Origin of the sequence: Sporosarcina sp. P17b (assembly GCF_002743115.1) — a bacterium.
Lineage (GTDB): Bacteria > Bacillota > Bacilli > Bacillales_A > Planococcaceae > Sporosarcina > Sporosarcina ureae_C.
This window is the reverse complement of record NZ_PDYP01000004.1, coordinates 155,590-173,494: the sequence shown is the minus strand read 5'-3', so window position 1 is coordinate 173,494 and position 17,905 is coordinate 155,590. Positions and strand designations below refer to the sequence as shown.

Here is a 17,905-nt window from a genome sequence, read left to right as displayed (position 1 = left end):
GCCTCCAGCCATGAGCCAACTAGCGGTGGGGCTGCTAGCTGTCTCATGGCCACGGCCTACCCCGCAGTTGTGCCTGCGCTACTAAGTGGGAACCAAGTTAGGTTGTGGTTTATAGTAGATAAAACCAGTGACCTGGTAGAATTCGTTCCTTATTCTTGCAAAAGAAGAATCTGAACTGTCCTACACATTATCTAACGAAGGCGGCTGCCAGTGGTAGGCGGAGCAATGAGACAGCCAGGCGCTCTTCCTGTCTGGCTCATTGCGGAAGCCATCCACCACCGCCGAAGTGGGGCCAATGATCGCCCTACTGCAAAGAATCTTAAAACAAACTCTCTACGCGTACATTAAAAAAAGACGATCCCGAGCACGAAATGCCCCTGGATCGTCTTTGCTTATTAAACTGGCGTGCGGTCGAACTTTCGGATGACTTTGTACAGCTCTTCCGATTGCTCCTTCAACTCTAACGCCTTCGTCTTCGTTTGGTCTATCGATGCTACCTGTTCGTCCGTAGCCGCGCGGACTTCTTCCGCACCCGCTGAGGTATGCTCTGCGATTGAGGCTACTTCCATCGACTGCTTGGCTGTGCGCTCGATTGTCCGCATTTGATTGCCGACGATATCAGTGATTTCCTCTACAAATTGCGCCATTGTATGGATTGTGTCGGTCATGGTCTCGACATTTTCATTCGTTTTTGTTGCGCGTTTGGCTTCAGTAGATGCCGTTTCTACTTGTTTTTGCATTTCAGACACTACTCGTTTAACGTCTGCCTGGATCGTTTGGACAAGCCCCGAAATCATCTGCACTGCTTTTGCGCTTTCATCGGCTAAGTTGCGGACTTCTTCCGCGACGACGGCGAAGCCTTTACCATGTTCTCCTGCTCGCGCCGCTTCTATAGAGGCGTTAAGTGCGAGTAAGTTTGTCTGACCCGCTATGTTGCCTACGAGTTCCACGATTTCACCGATTTTATGGGCATTTTCATCGAGTACTTGAATCGTTTCCAATGAATGTTCGCTTTGATTGCTCATTTGATGGATTCCCGCTAATACGGATTGGAAGATCTCGGTTGTCGCATGCAATTCTCGTAACATCATTTTAGACTGCTCTGAAGATTGATCCGCCCGACTATTGACTTCCATCGCGAGTTGCCGGATATCCTCAATCGCATGGACGGTTTCACGAATCGCCTCTGACGTATGTTCTGCACCATTGGAGATTTCTCCGATCGTGCGCGCGATGGCGTCCGATTGACCGGATGCAGCGCTTGTCTCCTTAGTCAATTCATCGACTGATTGAGCAGTTGCTTGAAAGTTCGATTCAATTTGCTCAATAATATTACGCAAATTAACGACCACTTGCTGAAATGCTTTGGAGACGGAATGGATTTCATCTGAAGAATTAGGCAATTGAATGTCCGTACCGATTTTTCCGTCCGCCACTTTCATCGCGGCTGTTTCCAAACGTTGCAATGGCTTGGTCAAAATAACGCTGAACATGGCCGCTAAAATACCTGACCACATGACGCCCATCGCGTATGTTAGCAATTGAAAAATGAACGGTTGTACATTCGGGAAGAACGTTGGCTGTACCCAGTTAATGAATACAGCACTGGTAGTATACGTAATGACTGCGAGAATCACGATAAATAGAACGAGTTTCGCCCGCAGCCCTACTTTTTTCGGTTCTTTCATAAGTTCCCCTCCGCTAACTTTCGGATGACTGAGTTAATGAGTTCTGTCAGCTCATTGAATGTCGTGCGGTATGTAGCCAAATCTCCGCCATATGGATCATGTACATCAAGACCTGGCATTATGCCCGCGTACTCTTTTAATGTAAAGACTTTCTCTTTCATGTGCGGAAAGCGGCTGTGCAGTAAATCGCGATGGTTTGCTGTCATTGTCAGCACGATATCAGCCCATTCCATCTCAGATGACTTAACTTCATTGGAGTAGGGAGAGAAAGAGATTCCTTCTTCCCTCAACAGTTGCGCTGAATTCGAGGAGATGGGTAATCCATCTATCGCATGAATGCCAGCGGACTTCGCAGTAAACCCTGGTACATTGGCATGATTAACTAACGCCTCTGCCAAAGGACTTCTACATGTGTTACCTGTACATATAAAATAAATATTCATTTTCTTCACCTACTTTACAGAATACCGGATTCATGAGGAAAAAGAAACACTATTCTTCAAAATATAAAGGACAATACACCTATACAGATGAAAACAATACCTGTCAGACGTCTAATGAATGTTCCATTTATTAAACGTAGACGACCTGCGGATAAAAACGCAATGCCCGAAAAGACGAATGAGAAGAGACCTGATGCCATGATGAATAGCCATTTATTCAACTGCATCATACCGAATGTCACACTGACGGCGAACGCATCTATACTGACGATCAGCGCTAGGAAAAATGGTGAAATCATCTCTACGATGGATTGCTCTTCACTGTCGGCAAGTAAAATATGAAGGCCGATGAGTGATAACAGTACACCCGAAAGCAAATGACTCCATCCTACGAAATAGGACATCACCCATTCTCCTGCGTAGAAGCCAATGAGTGGCAGTAGCATATTCAGTATAGTAGTCCACAGCATAATCATCAATCGACCTCGCCGTAGTTGCAAAAATGTATAGACAATCAAAATATCGATAGTTGTCACGATAGCTGATATGATTTCTATCAAAGACTAAGCCCCCTTGCAAGTCGCATGTACTCATCTTATGCGGATGCTGAAGGGGGCTATTCATCGTTATTGAAATGTTATTCCATGAAACGCTTGCCGTCTGATGCTTTATCGAGTCGGTTCATGACCGCTGCCCCAATACCCGAAAGGTCTGTCTCAACGGCTAAGATAATGTCGGCTTTGGTATTGTCACATTGACGAATCGCTTTGTACAAGCTTGACGCCATCGCTTCACGACTATTGATCGGGCCTGTGGAAAAGTACCAATCCGCGCGCTCTGTGTATAACTCATCAGGTCCAATGATAGCCACACGTTTGTTTTGCTGGTGAATGGTCTCTAGCGCATGCGCAATAGTATCGGCATTCGACCCAATGACGAATAGCGGTGCTTCGGGTGCGTAATGTGTATACTTCATTCCCGGTGCGCGCGGTGCTGACGTTTGATCTGTGGGTAACGTCGCCATGTGGACGGTACCAATCAAGTCTTCCAACTGCTCCTTCGTTATGCCGCCGGGACGCAAAATGACAGGTGGCGTGACTGTGATATCCAAGATTGTGGATTCCAAGCCAACTCCTGTCTCTCCACCATCCAGAATTAACGGTACTCTACCTAGTAAATCGTGATAGACATGATCCGCTTCCGTCGGGCTCGGCTTTCCACTTCGATTTGCACTTGGTGCAGCTAATGGCTGATCGAGTTTTCGTAACAACTCCAACGCTATCGGGTGGTCTGGCATACGAATGGCTACGGTACTAAGTCCAGCTGTGACAACATCTGCAATAACGCCCGGTTTCTTTTCCATGATTAACGTTAACGGTCCCGGCCAAAAAGCTTTCATTAAGACTTCTGCAATTTCAGGGATGTCTGTCGCATATTTCTCGATGTCTGACTGGTTCCCAATATGTACGATTAGCGGATTATCTGAAGGTCTACCTTTTGCTTCAAAGATCCGCTGTACTGCTTGCCCATCTGTCGCGATCGCTCCCAATCCGTAAACTGTTTCAGTCGGAAAGGCAACAATACCTCCAGATTTAAGGATATCCACAGCTTGTTCATAGATTCTATCGTTATCCACTAGGTTATCCACTATTTCTTGTGTAGTGTCCACTTGCTCAACCCCTCTTTATACACATTTCAGTGACTTTATCCACAAAATGTGTGAATAGTTTCATTTGAACAGTGATTTTATCCACTCCCAAATGAAGAATGTAACAGGTTCTTCTTCTGTTTCAGCGACTGTTGCCTCTTCAGGGAAACAAACGTTAGGAAACAGTGAACACCACCAATTATCCCCTCTACCTGCACCGATTTTAACGACATATGCATCGTAAACGCCCTGGGGCTGAATGAAAAATCCTACGCGTTTTGGCGGGATCATTGCCGCACTATGTTCAAGCGTTACATGTGCGCCGTTTACTTGCGTCTTAGCGATTTCAAGTATCTTCGGCTCCAACACTTGAAGATTAGCATTGATTTGTTGTGTGTTCATAGATTGGCTAATAGCTTTCTCTAGCAATGGTGCAATTTTTTCCTGAACGTTTTGTTTCACTTGCTGATCCGCTACGGTATTCGAGTTTGCAAGAATACGAAATTGCGTCGCTTCACCAGCATTTGTTTGTTGACCGAATACAAGCAACACTGCTTGTATAGTAAGTAATATAAGTACGAATTCTATAAATGCCACTAGTTTCGAAGTTTGAGTCGGTTGTTGATTTATTGGATAATCTTGTAACATGTCATCCCCTCCTGCACTCTATCTTGACCCACAGGAGGGAGTTTTATTCATCGAATCTCACAAAATATCATTCGATCTTTTTTATTGATGTCTTGGATGACTTCAACAGTCGCTTCCGGAAAGGCTTCTTCAAGAAATTTTTGCACTGCCGGGCCTTGTAGATAGCCTATTTCAAAACCGATCAGTGAAGGTCGATTCATCAGAGGCGATAGATTCTCTGCTAGTCTACGGTAGAAATAGAGACCGTCTTCTTCCGCAAATAACGCAGTTTGCGGTTCGAAGTCATAGACAGTTGGTGACATATCAATTTTTTCATAATCTGCAATATACGGTGGATTAGATAGAATGATATCCCACTTCTGATGTTTCAACGGCTCTTCCATATCCCCTTGTAAAAAGGTCACGTTGACTTCATTGCGTTGTGCATTACGTTGTGCGACTTCGAGCGCTAATTCACTAAAATCAGTCGCTGTCACTTCCGCAGTCGGTCTTTCTTTTTTGAATGCGATCGCGATCGCTCCACTGCCTGTTCCGATATCCGCTACTTGAATCATTCGTTCACCAAATAATTGAGTAGCACGTTGCAACGCATAATGTACGAGTTCTTCCGTTTCAGGACGTGGAATCAGTACGTGTTCATTGACCTCGAATGAATAGCCGTAAAAGGATTCTTCACCGAGGATGTATTGAATTGGCTTGCCGGTCAAAAGTTCTGTGATGATGGACCAGAATTTCGAGCACAGTTCATGCGGAACTTGTTCGCGCAAACTAGCTAAATAGTTGGCCTGGCTTTTACCCGTGACAGAGCGCATGGCAAGTTCAGCAGCATGCGTGTCCATACCGCGTGCGTCCAGCAATTGTTGTGCTCGTTGCACAGATTCGAGCATTGTCTCAGTCATTGCGATCCAAACTTTCCAAGCGATGTGCCTGTTCTTCAATAATTAATGCGTCGATGACTTCATCCAGCTTCCCTTCAATAATCTGATCAAGCTTTTGTATCGTCAGACCAATTCGATGGTCCGTGACACGGTTTTGTGGGAAGTTATACGTGCGAATACGTTCGGAACGGTCACCTGATCCAACTGCAGATTTTCGTTTTTCATCATATTCAGCTTGTACTTCCTGCATGAATTTATCATACACTCGTGCACGCAATACTTTCATGGCTTTTTCTTTATTTTTAATTTGGGATTTTTCATCCTGGATCGATACTGTAGTTCCTGTCGGTAAATGCGTGAGGCGTACTGCAGACATCGTCGTGTTGACGGATTGCCCTCCTGGTCCAGATGACGCAAATGTATCGGTACGGATATCTTTATCGTGAATTTCAATTTCTACTTCTTCCGCTTCCGGCAAACACGCAACAGTAGCAGTAGACGTATGAGTTCGTCCGCCTGATTCAGTTTCCGGTACACGTTGCACGCGGTGTGCTCCATTTTCGTACTTCAACTTCGAGTAGGCCCCTTTTCCATCAATCATGAAGATGATTTCTTTGAAGCCGCCGAGTTCAGTCGGTGATGAATCAATCACTTCCACTTTCCAGTGATTCATTTCCGCGAAACGTGTATACATCCGATAAAGACTACCCGCAAATAAAGCTGCTTCGTCTCCTCCTGCTGCACCACGGATTTCCATAATGACACTTTTATTGTCATTCGGATCTTTTGGAATGAGTAATACTTTTAATTGTTCTTCAAGCGACTCAATTTGGTCTTCGAGTTCATCGATTTCCATTTTGACTAATTCTTTCATGTCATCATCAAGCGGTTCATCTTGCATTTCTTTGGCATTCTTATATTGCGCATGGATATGTTTATATTCACGGTATACTTCGACGGTGTCTTGTAAATCAGATTGTTCTTTTGAATAGCTGCGTAATTTGTCCAAATCATTAACGATTTCGGGGTCACTAAGTAGTTCATTCAGTCGGTCATAACGGTCTTCAACTGCTTGTAGTCTATCGAACATAGTCGGTTCACCTCTTCTGAAATAGTGGTTTCTATATTAGTATATAGCAGAACCGCCTATCCTTTCTTGCTTACGGATAGACGGAAATATGTTTATTCTACATGTTGCATACGGCTAACAGGGACTTCATGGTGCTGGCGGCAACGTGGTTCATAAGCTTCGGATGCGCCAACTAGAATGATCGGGTCATCCTGACATGCAGGTTGTCCGTCTATTAATCGTTGTGTTCGGCTTGAAGGCGATCCGCACACAGTACAAACTGCTTGAAGTTTCGTCACTAGTTCTGCCACAGCCATTAATTCAGGCATCGGTCCGAATGGTTCGCCTTTAAAGTCTTGATCGAGTCCTGCAATGATCACACGAAAGCCGCGATCCGCAAGCATGATCGCAACGTCTATAATATCGTCGTCGAAAAATTGGGCTTCATCAATGGCGACCACATCGAAATCATCTGAAACGAGATTTGGTATTTCACTCGCTTTGGAAATAGGATTAGCGATCGTGGACGCACCGTCGTGGCTCACAACTGCCTCTTCGCTATACCGATCATCAATTGCCGGTTTGAATACCGCAATCTTTTGTTTGGCAAATTCCGCGCGTCGAATTCGGCGAATAAGCTCCTCCGATTTACCTGAAAACATACTGCCGCAGATGACTTCCATCCAGCCGCCTTGCATTGAAACGTACATGGTCAATCTCCTTTCGATGTCGTGCTATGTATGTGGTTTGTGCGTTGTGTGTTAATCCTATGAGCGGTTGTGGGCTCGATAGAGCGGTTATACCACTGCTATGAGCGTAAACGGGCACAGATAGAGCGATCAACCTCATTCTATGAGCGGTTGACGCCAGCGATAGAGCACTCGGGCGACTTCTATGAGCACGCTGTCTCTAGTATCTGCAATAAATTAATAAAAATACCCGTCTGGCACGACTGCACCTGACGGGTATCTGGCTTTTATTACTCTTGTTCTTCTGACTTGATGCCGTATTTTTTGTTGAAACGGTCAACTCGTCCATCTGCTGTAGCAAACTTCTGACGGCCAGTATAGAATGGGTGACATTCTGAGCATACTTCCACTCGAATATCCTCTTTTACAGAACCTGTTTCAAATGTATTGCCACATGAGCAAGTTACTGTTGCAAGTTTGTAATCGGGATGAATTCCTGCTTTCATCGATATCTCTCCTTTCGCCCTGAACCATCTGGAACAGAGTGTGAAATTCTGGATGTTTTATTGGCCATTTGCCTATAAAACGATCGATGCCGTACACGACCCGTGTTTGTCAGCCGTATATGCGGTGTACAGAAAAACTGTACTTGATTAGTATAGCAAAATTCGATACATTGCGCAAGTGTTTGATTTGGGTATTTAATGGGCATAAGCTGACTTAGTTAGGGGTTGGATTTCCGCTGCAGCCGAGGGGACGCTTTCCTAGAGGGCTCGCGGTGAGCTGATCCTCTGGGAGTCGCCCCTCGGCTTCCGCTGCAATCTTACCTTTTGAGTACGCACATCACCTTTTTATGCTGGTTTAAAAGCGTAATATAAAAAATACGTTAGAAAATCAGATAAGGCCCTTACCTTTTTTCGCCTTCATTTCTTCGTTTAGCTTGTCGAAGAATTCTTCGTTGTTATCGGATTGGCTTAGTTTTTTCATGAAGCGTTCGGTGAAGTCGTGGGAGTCTGAGAAGGTTTTTCTGATAGCCCACAGTTTTTCTAGGTTTTCTTTAGGGATGAGCAGTTCTTCTTTTCGTGTGCCGGAGCGACGGATGTCGAGTGCTGGGAAGATTCTGCGTTCGGCTAGGTTGCGGTCTAGGTGCAGTTCCATGTTGCCGGTTCCTTTGAATTCTTCGTAGATGACTTCGTCCATGCGTGAGCCGGTTTCGATTAGAGCTGTGGCAAGGATTGTTAGGCTTCCGCCTTCTTCTATGTTACGTGCTGCACCGAAGAATCTTTTTGGTCGGTGGAAAGCTGCTGGGTCGATTCCTCCGGATAATGTGCGTCCGCTTGGTGGAATCACTAGGTTGAATGCACGTGCTAGTCGTGTGATGGAGTCCATCAAGATGATGACGTCGCGTTTACTTTCTACTAGACGCATTGCGCGTTCGAGTACTAGTTCCGCTACTTTCACGTGGTTTTGTGGTACTTCATCAAATGTCGAACTGACAACATCTGCTTTAACAGAACGTTCGATATCCGTTACTTCTTCTGGACGTTCGTCGATCAATAGAACGATTAGTTCAGCTTCAGGATGGTTTGTAGTGATGGAGTTAGCAATTTCTTTTAACAACGTCGTTTTTCCCGCTTTAGGAGGAGCGACGATTAATCCACGTTGACCAAATCCAACAGGCGAGACGAGATCCATGATGCGTGTAGACACGTTATTTCTCGATGTTTCTAATTTAATTTGACGATCAGGATATAAAGGTGTCAACGCTGGGAAATGAACACGTTCGCGTGCGACTTCCGGATTTTGTCCATTGACTGCTTCGACTTGCAATAATCCATAGAAGCGTTCATTTTCCTTTGGTGGACGAACTTTACCTGTTACCTTGTCTCCGTTACGTAGATCAAAGCGACGGATTTGGGATGCAGAAATGTAAATATCTTCTGAACTGGATGAGTAATTGATAGGACGTAAGAAGCCATATCCTTCAGATTGTATAATTTCGAGAACGCCTTCCATGAAAAAGAAGCCTTCTTGTTCGGCGCGTGATTTCAAAATAGCAAAAATTAATTCTTTCTTTGTCAGTTTGCTATAGTTAGTAATTTTAAATTGCTTAGCTAGAGAGTAAAGCTCTTTGAGCGTCATATTCTCGAGGTCCGCAAGCGTAATCATCGTCATCTATGCGTACACCACTCTTCATTTATTGTAGGGAAATTTGGCATAGTAAATAGAAAGGATAGTACATTGTGTACTTCCTTTCCTTTAATAGCCGGACATTATGGATCTGAATAGTTTTTAGGAAATAGAGACCCGGCTGTGACACCGGGTGTTGAGGGAGTTAGTCTTGCATGACGAGAAGAGGTTTTTTCTTCATGCTGTGGCGACCTTCTACGAAACGAATAGTTCCTGATTTCGAGCGCATAACGATCGACTGAGTTCGGCAATACGTACCTTTAAACTGTACGCCATCCATCAATTCGCCGTCTGTTACGCCTGTTGCTGCGAAAATACAGTCGTCTCCTTTTACCAAATCGTCCATGTATAGAACTTTTTCTACGTCGATACCCATCTTGATGCAACGTTCTCTCTCTTCATCATTTGAAGGTACGAGACGCCCTTGAATTTCTCCGCCTAAGCATTTTAATCCGACTGCTGCGATTACCCCTTCAGGTGCACCGCCTCTTCCGAATAAAATATCCACACCTGTGTCATCGAAGGCTGTGTTAATAGCTGCCGCTACATCGCCATCTTCGATCAATTTGATACGAGCGCCTGCTTCACGAATTTCTGCAATGATATCTGCGTGACGTTCGCGGTTCAAAACAGATGCTACTAGGTCAGATACTGATTTGTTTTTCGCTTTTGCTACAGCCTTCAAGTTATCTGTAACACTTGCGTCGATATCAATTTTACCAACTGCTTCAGGACCTACTGCAATTTTGTCCATGTACATATCCGGTGCGTTTAGCAAGTTGCCTTTATCTGCAACCGCAAGAACAGCTAGTGCATTCCATCCACCTGCTGCTACGATATTCGTACCTTCGACTGGATCGACAGCGATATCTACAGCGGGTCCGTGACCTGTCCCAAGTTCTTCACCAATATATAGCATAGGTGCTTCGTCCATTTCACCTTCACCGATGACGACTACACCTTCCATCGGGATCGTATCGAATACTGTACGCATTGCTTCTGTTGCCGCGTCGTCTGCTTCGTTCTTCAAACCGCGTCCCATCCAGCGAGCTGCCGCTACGGCTGCCGCCTCTGTTACACGCACTAATTCCATCGATAAACTACGTTCCATAATGTTTTGTTCCTCCTGTTTGCGGTAAGGCGCGTATTGCGTATTACCTTTCATTTGCCTACGTCCGCATCCATTGACTACTTTCTAGATAGTGGATGTGTCGTTTGAGTCTATTATACACGTTTTGGCAATTAGCGTCACTCGGAAATCGAAGTCGGTGTGAGTACTTCCACTTTTCTAATATCTGCTCCAAGATTTTGTAGCTTCTGAACGATCTTGCCGTAACCACGTTCAATATGTTCAATTTCACGAACTTCCGTTTCTCCACTTGCCAATAATCCAGCAATTAACAATGCGGCTCCTGCACGTAAATCTGTCGCTTCAACCGTTGCCGCATGCAATGGAGTAGGACCTGTTATGATAGCTGATCGACCTTCTACACGGCCGTCTGCATTCATTCGACGAAGCTCATCGATTTGTTTGAAGCGTGCTGGATAAATCGTGTCTGTTAGGATAGATGAGCCTTCCGCTTGTGTCGACAATACACCGAACGGCTGTTGCAAGTCTGTCGGGAATCCTGGATAAACAAGAGTTTTCACATCCACCGCATGAAGTTTTTCAGTTTTCGGAATGAAAATCTGTTCTTCGCCGACTTCTACTTTCACGCCCATTTCGCGAAGCTTCGCTGTGACAGCTTCAACGTGTAAAGGAATGACATTATCAATTGTGACACCATCGCCAATTGCAGCAGCCATAATCATATGCGTACCTGTTTCAATACGGTCCGGAATGATTGTGTGTTTCGTACCGTGCAATGTTTCCACGCCTTCGATACGAATAACGTTCGTTCCTGCACCTTTAATATTCGCGCCCATATTGGATAGCAAAGTCGCGACATCAATAATCTCAGGTTCTTTCGCTGCGTTTTCAATAATCGTTTTTCCTTTTGCTTTAACAGCCGCAAGCATGATATTGATCGTAGCACCCACGCTGACGACGTCTAAATAGATTTTCGCGCCGTATAGTTCTTCTGCACGCAAATAAATAGCGCCGTGTTCATTTTCGACTCTTGCGCCTAGGGCTTCAAAGCCTTTTATATGTTGATCAATCGGGCGTGGACCCAAGTGACAACCTCCAGGTAATCCGATGACAGCGTGCTTGAACTTACCAAGCATCGCTCCCATCATATAGTAGGATGCACGAAGTTTTTTGACGTTACCGTTAGGCAATGGCATAGAAATGATTTCAGTTGGATCGATGATCATCGTACCATCTTTCATTTCCACTTTACCGCCGATTTCTTCGACGAGCGCCTGCAATGTATAGACATCTGAAATTTCTGGAAGTCCTGCAATGGTGACAGGCGAGTCAGCTAAAATAGCGGCAGGGATTAAAGCCACTGCGCTATTCTTCGCTCCACTTACTCTGATCGTTCCTTGCAGTCGTTTTCCGCCTTTGATTTTATAAACGTCCATTTCAAGCTCCTTTTGTTCTATCACTTATTCGTTCTAGTTTCCCAGTCTTTCAAAAACTGATCGATTCCTTTAGTAGTTAGTGGATGTGCAAACAGACTCTGAAGTACGTTGAATGGAGTTGTCGCAATATGTGCTCCAGCAAGTGCAGCAGCCGTAATATGCTGTGGGTGTCTGATAGATGCTGCGATGATTTGTGTATCCAAGTCATGGATTGTGAAGATATCTGAAATCGTTTCGATTAATTCGACGCCATTTTGACCAATATCATCCAAACGTCCGATGAATGGTGAAACGTATGTCGCGCCTGCACGTGCTGCAAGCAAGGCTTGATTGGCACTGAACACTAGCGTAACGTTCGTTTTGATTCCTTCTGATGCAAATACAGAACAAGCTTTCAAGCCTTCAGGTGTCATCGGTAATTTCACCGTGATGTTTTCTGCAAGAGCTGCTAGCTTACGCCCTTCTTCTATCATACCTTCTGCATCCAACGCGATAACTTCTGCACTGACGGAACCTGGTACGAGTGCCGTGATTTCTTTCAAACGATCATGGAATGAAATATTTTCTTTCGCGACTAGGGATGGGTTAGTTGTAACCCCAGAGATAATGCCCCAGCTGTGCGCTTCCTTGATTTCTTCAAAATTGGCTGTATCTATAAAAAATTTCACGTGTATTGTCCCCCTAGTTGTAGTTAATTCATCTAGCTAAAATGCAAAAGAAGGAGACGTATTGCGCTCCTCCTCTGTTCTATCTTCAATCTATAATTACGCTTGCTTCGAACTGCCGAACTCGCGCATTTTACCAATTACAGTTGCTTTGATTGCTTCGCGCATAGGTCCGAGGAATTTACGTGGATCATACACTTCGGAATCTTCGTTTAAGATGTCGCGTACAGCTTTTGTACCTTGAATCTGATTTTCTGTGTTGACGTTGATTTTAGACGTACCAAGTGAAATGGCGCGTTGAATATCTTTCGTCGGAATGCCTGTGCCGCCATGCAACACGAGTGGAATATCTCCTTGTTTCGAGATTTCTTCCATTTCTTCAAATCCAAGATTCGGTTCGCCTTTATACGGTCCGTGTACAGAACCTAGTGCAGGTGCTAGACAATCGATACCTGTCTTTTCTACAAGCTCTCTACATTCAGCCGGATCTGCATAAATAACGCCGTCTGCGATGATGTCGTCTTCCTGACCGCCTACTACGCCAAGTTCAGCTTCTACTGATACATTATGTTGCTGTGCGAAATCTACCACTTTTTTCGTGATTTCAATGTTTTCTTCAAGTGGCTTAGAAGATGCGTCGATCATAACAGAAGTAAAGCCTGCTTCAATCGCTTCTTTACACTTCTCAAAGCTAGAACCGTGATCTAAATGAATCGCTACTGGCACAGTCGTACCGTATTCTTCCATTAGTCCTTTGACCATCATAACGACTGTTTTAAATCCGCCCATATAACGTGCAGCGCCTTCTGAAACACCTAAAATAACAGGCGATTTCTCTTCTTCAGCAGCTTGTAGAATCGCTTGCGTGTATTCCAAGTTATTTAGGTTGAATTGACCAATTGCATATCCTTGCTCTTTACCTTGAATCATCATTTCTTTCATCGAGACGAGTGGCATGTATAATTCCTCCTTGAGTTTCCACGAATTTTTTATGTGTTTTAATTATATTAATTTCTATCCACTAGCATATCAAATTCATGCGATGATTACTACTATCAGACGTCTAGTAACTCCAACCTTTTTAACACGCTATCACGCACTTCGAATATATCGAATGGTTTAGTAAAGTGTTGTTCGATACCTAGTTTATTAGCTTCTTCCAGCATTTCGGTTTCACTATACGCTGTCATCATCATGACAATCGCGTCTGGCAACAGGGTTCGGATTTCTCGAAGGACCTCGACACCATTCATGCCTGGCATCTTCATATCAAGCAAAATGCAGTCAGGTTGTTGTTCGCTGACTTTTTCCAACGCTTCTTTTCCATTCGATGCAAGCGCTGTCATTATTCCCGTTGGTTTGAATATTTCCTCTAGTAATAATCGGATCCCCGGCTGGTCGTCCACAATTAGTAAATGTTTCATCTTCATATCCCCCATCACCTTATTTCCCCTGTTTAATTTTGTAAACTTTATTGTAACCCGACTATTACGGTCTGTATACAAAGATATTTCATTTTCAGCAAAATTGTGTGTGGTTCTATTTCTCTACTTTATTTGTCTATGTAATGTTATTCAAGAAAATTCCAACAACTCCTCTATTTTTCGTCAACTATTTTGCACTTCTTCCTTTTCTCCCATATACTGAGCTTTTGGAGGGATTTTCGTGAAAATATTAACTACACAAATTAGAGGTCTTCTGGAGAGAATTGCAGAAGGTCAAGAAGAATCGATGGAAGAAACTGCTCGTTTATTGGCGCAAGCGGTAGTAGGCGAAGGACGAATTGTCTTAGCAGCTTTTGATGAATTGGAAGCTGTTACTGCGACTGCACTGGATGGTGTCGAACCGTTGGATGATGCGATTCGTTACACAAAAGAGTTGGCATTAACACCGGCTGACCGCGTGTGGTTGCTTGTGCGAAAGGCCGATCATCCTGCTGCGCTTGAGCTGGCACGTGAGCTGGCGGAGCAGTTCATCCCATTCGCTGTGTTGGCTGCTGATAAAGAAGATGACGACAATGAGCTCGCTTCTCTTGCGTATACGTATATTTCGACAGGTTTGAAAAAGGGTCTGATTCCGGGTCCTACTGGCGAAAGAATTGTCCAGCCCCATGCGCTTGCTGCGTTGTTTGTTTATGAGGCAGTGAAGCTGTCGATTGATGATATGTTGGCGGATGAAGATGACGAGCTGTGATATGGGGTAAGGGTTTGCAAGGTGAGTGGATCATACTTTTTGTTGTGCATTGAAGTTAAGATTGTAGTACAAAATCTGAGTGAGTAGACGTATAGTAGCTGGCAAGGTGTTGAACTTTCGAGGCTATGAGCGGTTATCAAGGTTCTATGATCACTTAGATGAATCCATGAGCACTCGTGGCGTCTGATAGAGCGGATAGCGCGTGCTATAGAGCGCAAAATGTGTTCTATGAGCGCTTAAACGGATTCTATGAGCGGATAGCTGACGGTGACTCGTGATGGTTCAGCTCGATCAAGTGAGACAACCAAAAGAGAGCGAGAGCCGTAGCGAAGGACGGCTTTTGCGGGTGAAAGCGAAGCGTTAAGAGCACATCTTTGCACTAGCGAACAGTTGGCTCACCGAGAGCCCATGAGAAAGCTTCCGCCAGCTGCAGCTTCCATCCCCTCGCACTCTCAAACTATCCCTTACTTCTACAAAGATTCTAAATACCCAAAGTCAAAAATGCCCACAGAAGAAAAATCTTCTGTGGGCATACTTTTTAGTTTTTATGCTCAAGCGCCGCGCGGATAAATTCGCGGATTAGTGGTGATGGACGATTCGGGCGTGATGCAAACTCTGGGTGGAACTGGCACGCGACGAAGTATGGATGATCTTTCAATTCCATAATTTCGATCAAGCGACCGTCCGGGCTGATTCCCGAAACGATGAAACCTGCCTCTTCCAATTGCGCACGGTACGCCAAGTTCATTTCATAACGGTGACGGTGACGCTCGTACACTAACTCCTCACCATATGCCGCAGATGCCTTCGTGTTATCAGACACCTTACATGGATGAGCACCTAAACGTAATGTGCTGTCCGCTTCGCGTGCTGTACGACAATCTGGGTGGAACGTTGTCATTTGGTGCTCTGTCTCTGTATCGAACTCGAGTGAATGAGCAGTCTTTAGCCCAATCACATTACGTGCGATTTCAGTAGCCGCCAACTGTAGGCCTAAACTAATACCGAAGAATGGAATCTTCTGTTCACGTGCATACGTGATAGCTTCGATTTTACCATCGATAGCACGATCTCCGAAGCCGCCTGGTACTAGAATTCCGTCAACATCTCCAAGAAGTTCTGCTACGTTTTCAGACGTCACATCTGCAGAGTTGATCCACTTAATATCGATGTCCGCGTCGAATGCATATCCGGCATGACGCATAGCTTCTACTGCGGAAATGTATGCATCTTGCAATTCTACATACTTACCAACTAAACCGATTCTCACTGTTTCTTTCAGTGATTTAACCAACTTCACTAGTTCTTCCACTTCAGAAAGTTCAGGCTGTGGTGTTTCAAGACCTAAGTAATCCACAACTAGCTGATCCATGTTTTGCTCATGCAAACGAAGAGGTACTTCGTATAATGTTTCCGCATCAAGAGCTTCGATTACTTCTTCTGATTTGATGTTACAGAATAACGCAATCTTGTCTTTCATTTCTTGTGGCACTGGATATTCGCTTCGCACAACGATCATGTTCGGCTGGATTCCGAGACTGCGCAATTCTTTTACGCTATGTTGTGTCGGCTTCGTTTTCATTTCACCCGCTGCATGCAAATAAGGAATAAGCGTGTTGTGGATGTACATCACATCATCTTTTGCAAGATCTGTCTTCAATTGGCGGATCGCTTCAAGGTACGGCAATGATTCGATATCGCCTACACTACCACCGATTTCTGTAATGACGACATCTGCATTCAATGTTTGGCCGGCACGTTTAATCAATTCTTTGATTTCATTGGTAATGTGCGGAATAACCTGTACAGTTGCACCATTATATTCGCCTGAGCGCTCTTTACGTAATACTAAATCATAGACTTTCCCCATCGTTACGTTGGAGTAACGGTTACACTCGATGTCGATGAAACGCTCGTAGTGACCGATGTCAAGATCCGTTTCCGCTCCGTCTTCAGTTACGAAAACTTCACCGTGCTGGTACGGACTCATCATGCGTGGGTCAATATTGATATAGGGATCAAACTTTTGGTTCGTTACTTTCAAACCACGATTCTTAAGTAAACGTCCAAGTGATGCTGCGTTGATACCTTTACCTAAAGAAGAGACGACGCCGCCTGTAATAAAAATATATTTTGTCATGTGTAGTGCCTCCATTTATTCTTTTTCCATGCTAGTAGGGTCAATATAAAATCAAAAAAGCGCCCCGTTTGTAGCGTAACTACAATAAGGAGCGCGTATACACGAATTCATGTGTCCTTTTCAGGAGCCCATCCAAATCTTATATTTTTAGGCACTAAAAGTCAAGTCCGATTATTTCTCTTCCTCATACTCTTCGTCTTCTTCGTCGTCCTCGTCATCTTCTTCATCGATATCGAGTTCTTCTTCAGGAATCACTTCTAGGTCGTCATCAGGATCGATTAAATCTTCCTCGATTTCAACTACATCCTCTTCATCTTCTTCGTCATCCACGTCATCGTCTTCTTCGCCAAGTTCAACGTATTCTTCATCGAAGATTTCTTCTTCGTCATCGTCTTCTTCAATATCGTCTTCGTCATAATCTTTTTTCTTCTTTTTCTTCTTGCGTACTTTTACAACTGGTGCAGTTTCTTCTTCGATCTGGTCAACTGGGTACCATTCACGCAGTCCCCAACGATTTTCTTCGATAGCTAGGAATCTGCCGTCGATGTTCAAGTCTGTATAGTATTGAAGAACTTTCTCCTTCAATTCTTTTTCCGTAATACCTGTAAGTTTACGGAACTCTTCCATCAATTCTGCCAATGTGAGGGATTCGCGGCGTTCTGTTAGTACTTGGTGCGTAATATTGATTAATGATTCTTCGAGTAGTTCTTCTTGCGTCATGTCATGGATATTCAATGTATGGCACGTCCTTTCTTCTATCAATCACACGCGGAACCGACCAAGTCAGTGAATGATTTGGCCGATCGACGTTTTTTATCTTGTAGCATATAAGCATAGTGTACATTATATACGTTATTTCTTCCAATATGCTACATTCTTTTACTTCTCTTTATATTTCTATACTCAGATATGGTCAAATACCCCAGGTAGACTGCCGCAATGGTGAAGGGGATTGCGCCGAGTCCGTTGTTGTAGAAGATGAGTGTGAGCGTAATTAAGAGAGTTATTATAATTGCGTGGTAGTACCATCTCACATTCAGCACGCCCCTTTTCTTCGTTGTTTCCATTATACTGACTAACTTGCTAATTTATCCACTATGAGTTGGAATGAATTTTAGCATTGTGTTG

The 17,905-nt window shown here is 44.3% G+C and carries 19 protein-coding genes; 2 read left to right on the top strand and 17 right to left on the bottom strand.

Going from position 1 to position 17,905, the window contains the following annotated elements:
- The first annotated feature begins 210 nt into the window (after positions 1 to 210).
- On the top strand, positions 211 to 348 hold the full coding sequence (locus CSV76_RS17215; protein WP_158232744.1) for a hypothetical protein: 138 nt from the start codon (positions 211 to 213) through the stop codon (positions 346 to 348).
- Between the two features lie 47 nt (positions 349 to 395).
- Here the strand turns inward: CSV76_RS17215 and CSV76_RS06605 are convergent, their stop codons facing one another.
- The 15 genes from CSV76_RS06605 to CSV76_RS06535 form a co-directional block, all read right to left on the bottom strand.
- Positions 396 to 1,688, bottom strand: coding sequence for a methyl-accepting chemotaxis protein (locus CSV76_RS06605; RefSeq protein WP_099625043.1), 1,293 nt, complete (start codon positions 1,686 to 1,688; stop codon positions 396 to 398).
- Positions 1,685 to 2,131 carry a low molecular weight protein arginine phosphatase gene (locus CSV76_RS06600; protein ID WP_085428144.1) on the bottom strand — a complete coding sequence of 149 codons (447 nt, stop codon included), beginning with the start codon at positions 2,129 to 2,131 and terminating at the stop codon, positions 1,685 to 1,687. The genes CSV76_RS06605 and CSV76_RS06600 overlap by 4 nt, the downstream gene beginning before the upstream one ends.
- A gap of 56 nt (positions 2,132 to 2,187) precedes the next feature.
- Positions 2,188 to 2,691: a manganese efflux pump MntP gene (locus tag CSV76_RS06595; RefSeq protein ID WP_085428143.1), complete on the bottom strand. Its 504-nt coding sequence runs from the start codon at positions 2,689 to 2,691 to the stop codon at positions 2,188 to 2,190.
- Positions 2,692 to 2,768: 77 nt separating this feature from the next.
- Positions 2,769 to 3,800: an L-threonylcarbamoyladenylate synthase gene (locus tag CSV76_RS06590; protein WP_099625042.1), complete on the bottom strand. Its 1,032-nt coding sequence runs from the start codon at positions 3,798 to 3,800 to the stop codon at positions 2,769 to 2,771.
- A gap of 60 nt (positions 3,801 to 3,860) precedes the next feature.
- Complete coding sequence (locus CSV76_RS06585; RefSeq protein WP_099625041.1) at positions 3,861 to 4,427, bottom strand: stage II sporulation protein R; 567 nt, start codon at positions 4,425 to 4,427, stop codon at positions 3,861 to 3,863.
- 47 nt (positions 4,428 to 4,474) lie between these two features.
- Positions 4,475 to 5,326 carry a peptide chain release factor N(5)-glutamine methyltransferase gene (prmC, locus tag CSV76_RS06580; protein ID WP_099625040.1) on the bottom strand — a complete coding sequence of 284 codons (852 nt, stop codon included), beginning with the start codon at positions 5,324 to 5,326 and terminating at the stop codon, positions 4,475 to 4,477.
- The gene (gene prfA, locus CSV76_RS06575; RefSeq protein ID WP_099625039.1) at positions 5,319 to 6,395 is read right to left on the bottom strand and encodes a peptide chain release factor 1; all 1,077 of its coding nucleotides are present in this window, start codon (positions 6,393 to 6,395) and stop codon (positions 5,319 to 5,321) included. The genes prmC and prfA overlap by 8 nt, the downstream gene beginning before the upstream one ends.
- A 92-nt stretch (positions 6,396 to 6,487) precedes the next feature.
- Entirely contained in the window at positions 6,488 to 7,084 is a 597-nt protein-coding gene (locus CSV76_RS06570; protein ID WP_085428138.1) for a thymidine kinase, read from the bottom strand.
- Positions 7,085 to 7,353: 269 nt separating this feature from the next.
- Positions 7,354 to 7,569, bottom strand: a complete 216-nt coding sequence (gene rpmE, locus CSV76_RS06565) for a 50S ribosomal protein L31 (RefSeq protein ID WP_085428137.1) — start codon at positions 7,567 to 7,569, stop codon at positions 7,354 to 7,356.
- Between the two features lie 388 nt (positions 7,570 to 7,957).
- Positions 7,958 to 9,238, bottom strand: coding sequence for a transcription termination factor Rho (rho, locus tag CSV76_RS06560; protein WP_085428136.1), 1,281 nt, complete (start codon positions 9,236 to 9,238; stop codon positions 7,958 to 7,960).
- A gap of 160 nt (positions 9,239 to 9,398) precedes the next feature.
- On the bottom strand, positions 9,399 to 10,364 hold the full coding sequence (glpX, locus tag CSV76_RS06555; RefSeq protein WP_099625038.1) for a class II fructose-bisphosphatase: 966 nt from the start codon (positions 10,362 to 10,364) through the stop codon (positions 9,399 to 9,401).
- A 137-nt stretch (positions 10,365 to 10,501) separates the two neighbouring features.
- Complete coding sequence (locus CSV76_RS06550; RefSeq protein ID WP_099625037.1) at positions 10,502 to 11,779, bottom strand: UDP-N-acetylglucosamine 1-carboxyvinyltransferase; 1,278 nt, start codon at positions 11,777 to 11,779, stop codon at positions 10,502 to 10,504.
- 20 nt (positions 11,780 to 11,799) lie between these two features.
- A complete protein-coding gene (gene fsa / locus CSV76_RS06545; RefSeq protein ID WP_085428133.1) occupies positions 11,800 to 12,447 on the bottom strand; it encodes a fructose-6-phosphate aldolase in 648 nt (215 codons plus the stop codon).
- A 96-nt stretch (positions 12,448 to 12,543) separates the two neighbouring features.
- On the bottom strand, positions 12,544 to 13,401 hold the full coding sequence (locus CSV76_RS06540) for a class II fructose-bisphosphate aldolase (RefSeq protein ID WP_085428132.1): 858 nt from the start codon (positions 13,399 to 13,401) through the stop codon (positions 12,544 to 12,546).
- Positions 13,402 to 13,499: 98 nt separating this feature from the next.
- Positions 13,500 to 13,868, bottom strand: a complete 369-nt coding sequence (locus tag CSV76_RS06535) for a response regulator (RefSeq protein ID WP_085429073.1) — start codon at positions 13,866 to 13,868, stop codon at positions 13,500 to 13,502.
- A gap of 241 nt (positions 13,869 to 14,109) precedes the next feature.
- Here CSV76_RS06535 and CSV76_RS06530 point away from each other — a divergent pair, with 241 nt between their 5' ends.
- Positions 14,110 to 14,637: a DUF2529 family protein gene (locus CSV76_RS06530; protein ID WP_099625036.1), complete on the top strand. Its 528-nt coding sequence runs from the start codon at positions 14,110 to 14,112 to the stop codon at positions 14,635 to 14,637.
- Between the two features lie 538 nt (positions 14,638 to 15,175).
- Here the strand turns inward: CSV76_RS06530 and CSV76_RS06525 are convergent.
- A complete protein-coding gene (locus CSV76_RS06525; RefSeq protein ID WP_085428130.1) occupies positions 15,176 to 16,777 on the bottom strand; it encodes a CTP synthase in 1,602 nt (533 codons plus the stop codon).
- Positions 16,778 to 16,948: 171 nt separating this feature from the next.
- Complete coding sequence (rpoE, locus tag CSV76_RS06520; RefSeq protein WP_085428129.1) at positions 16,949 to 17,512, bottom strand: DNA-directed RNA polymerase subunit delta; 564 nt, start codon at positions 17,510 to 17,512, stop codon at positions 16,949 to 16,951.
- Positions 17,513 to 17,905: the final 393 nt, after the last annotated feature.

Excerpts from the sequence above, each read along its gene's own strand:
- CSV76_RS06605 (WP_099625043.1), bottom strand. The coding sequence starts at position 1,688 with ATGAAAGAACCGAAAAAAGTAGGGCTGCGGGCGAAACTCGTTCTATTT.
- CSV76_RS06600 (WP_085428144.1), bottom strand. The coding sequence starts at position 2,131 with ATGAATATTTATTTTATATGTACAGGTAACACATGTAGAAGTCCTTTG.
- CSV76_RS06585 (WP_099625041.1), bottom strand. The coding sequence starts at position 4,427 with ATGTTACAAGATTATCCAATAAATCAACAACCGACTCAAACTTCGAAA.
- prmC (WP_099625040.1), bottom strand. The coding sequence starts at position 5,326 with ATGACTGAGACAATGCTCGAATCTGTGCAACGAGCACAACAATTGCTG.
- prfA (WP_099625039.1), bottom strand. The coding sequence starts at position 6,395 with ATGTTCGATAGACTACAAGCAGTTGAAGACCGTTATGACCGACTGAAT.
- CSV76_RS06570 (WP_085428138.1), bottom strand. The coding sequence starts at position 7,084 with ATGTACGTTTCAATGCAAGGCGGCTGGATGGAAGTCATCTGCGGCAGT.
- rpmE (WP_085428137.1), bottom strand. The coding sequence starts at position 7,569 with ATGAAAGCAGGAATTCATCCCGATTACAAACTTGCAACAGTAACTTGC.
- rho (WP_085428136.1), bottom strand. The coding sequence starts at position 9,238 with ATGACGATGATTACGCTTGCGGACCTCGAGAATATGACGCTCAAAGAG.
- glpX (WP_099625038.1), bottom strand. The coding sequence starts at position 10,364 with ATGGAACGTAGTTTATCGATGGAATTAGTGCGTGTAACAGAGGCGGCA.
- CSV76_RS06550 (WP_099625037.1), bottom strand. The coding sequence starts at position 11,779 with ATGGACGTTTATAAAATCAAAGGCGGAAAACGACTGCAAGGAACGATC.
- CSV76_RS06540 (WP_085428132.1), bottom strand. The coding sequence starts at position 13,401 with ATGCCACTCGTCTCGATGAAAGAAATGATGATTCAAGGTAAAGAGCAA.
- CSV76_RS06535 (WP_085429073.1), bottom strand. The coding sequence starts at position 13,868 with ATGAAACATTTACTAATTGTGGACGACCAGCCGGGGATCCGATTATTA.
- CSV76_RS06525 (WP_085428130.1), bottom strand. The coding sequence starts at position 16,777 with ATGACAAAATATATTTTTATTACAGGCGGCGTCGTCTCTTCTTTAGGT.